1 protein-coding gene is annotated in these 909 nt (G+C 64.2%); it reads right to left on the minus strand.

All coding sequences use genetic code 11. From position 1 onward, the window contains the following. Positions 1 to 234: 234 nt before the first annotated feature. Entirely contained in the window at positions 235 to 657 is a 423-nt protein-coding gene (locus IG80_RS0112100) for a hypothetical protein (protein ID WP_032114280.1), read from the minus strand. Positions 658 to 909: the final 252 nt, after the last annotated feature.

Raw genomic sequence — 909 nt, forward strand, 5'->3', positions numbered from 1 at the left:
ATAAGATCGATACGCAAGGTGATGGTCTGTCTCAGCGGCTTCTGTTAGCTACGCGGACGCTAAATAGCTGATTTTTCTTGGCTCAACCCTGCCAGGTCACGACGCTGAATCCCCATGCGGGCGACTTCTGACTTCAGCCAGCAGCAGGACGAAGGTGTTATCTGGAGCCATAGTGAACTGCGACGCTCAGGCTGCCCAACGGACTCTTATCGCCAACCGCTGCCGACTCGTAGCTCAGCCACCACGACAACGCTGCCACCCACCGTCGCGGGCATGGATCTGCTCCCAGCCATTGTCGATGCGCCGGAACGCCTGCCCGGCGATGCATGCCATGCCCCGCTGTTTGGCATCGGGGCTGCCCAAGGGCGGCAAGTCCACCACGCTCGATGACGCGCCCGGCCGACCCTGCATGCGCGCCTCGTGCTGGAGGGTGTGCCGCTCCATGTCCTCGCAGAAGCCGACCATCGCCGGGTGCGGATGGCGGCGGTACTGCTCACAGTTGAAGGGCGTTGTGTCACGCGCGGTCGAATTGAAGGGCTGCGCCGGCCGGTATGTAGGCTGGACCGTCTTCCCTCGGGGCCCCTGAGCCTTGATGGTCTGCGCTGCCGCTGGCGCTGAAGCGATGGCAAGAAACGCCAGAATGATCCATTTCCGCATGTGTATCCCCCTGTGCGGGAAGGATATAGCAGCGAAAGCGCGTTGCCGGGGTCTGCCACCTTGGCGTTGCGGCCCTGATCAGCGCTGCCCCGCCAGGAACCGGGACGGGCAACCGACGAGGCCCGGCCGCCTTGCCCTACACTGGCGCCGAAGGGTCCAGGGAGCCAGCAGCTTTTGGTGGCAAATGGCCTGCATCGATCCGGGTTCCTCCCCTGCCCCTGCGCGACGGCGAACGCTGCATCAAGGGCGAGC

Origin of the sequence: Candidatus Paracaedibacter symbiosus (genome assembly GCF_000757605.1) — a bacterium.
GTDB classification, from domain to species: Bacteria; Pseudomonadota; Alphaproteobacteria; order Paracaedibacterales; family Paracaedibacteraceae; genus Paracaedibacter_A; species Paracaedibacter_A symbiosus.

What these genes read in the sequence shown, in the direction of transcription:
- IG80_RS0112100 (WP_032114280.1), bottom strand. Translation starts at nt 657, where the DNA reads ATGCGGAAATGGATCATTCTGGCGTTTCTTGCCATCGCTTCAGCGCCA.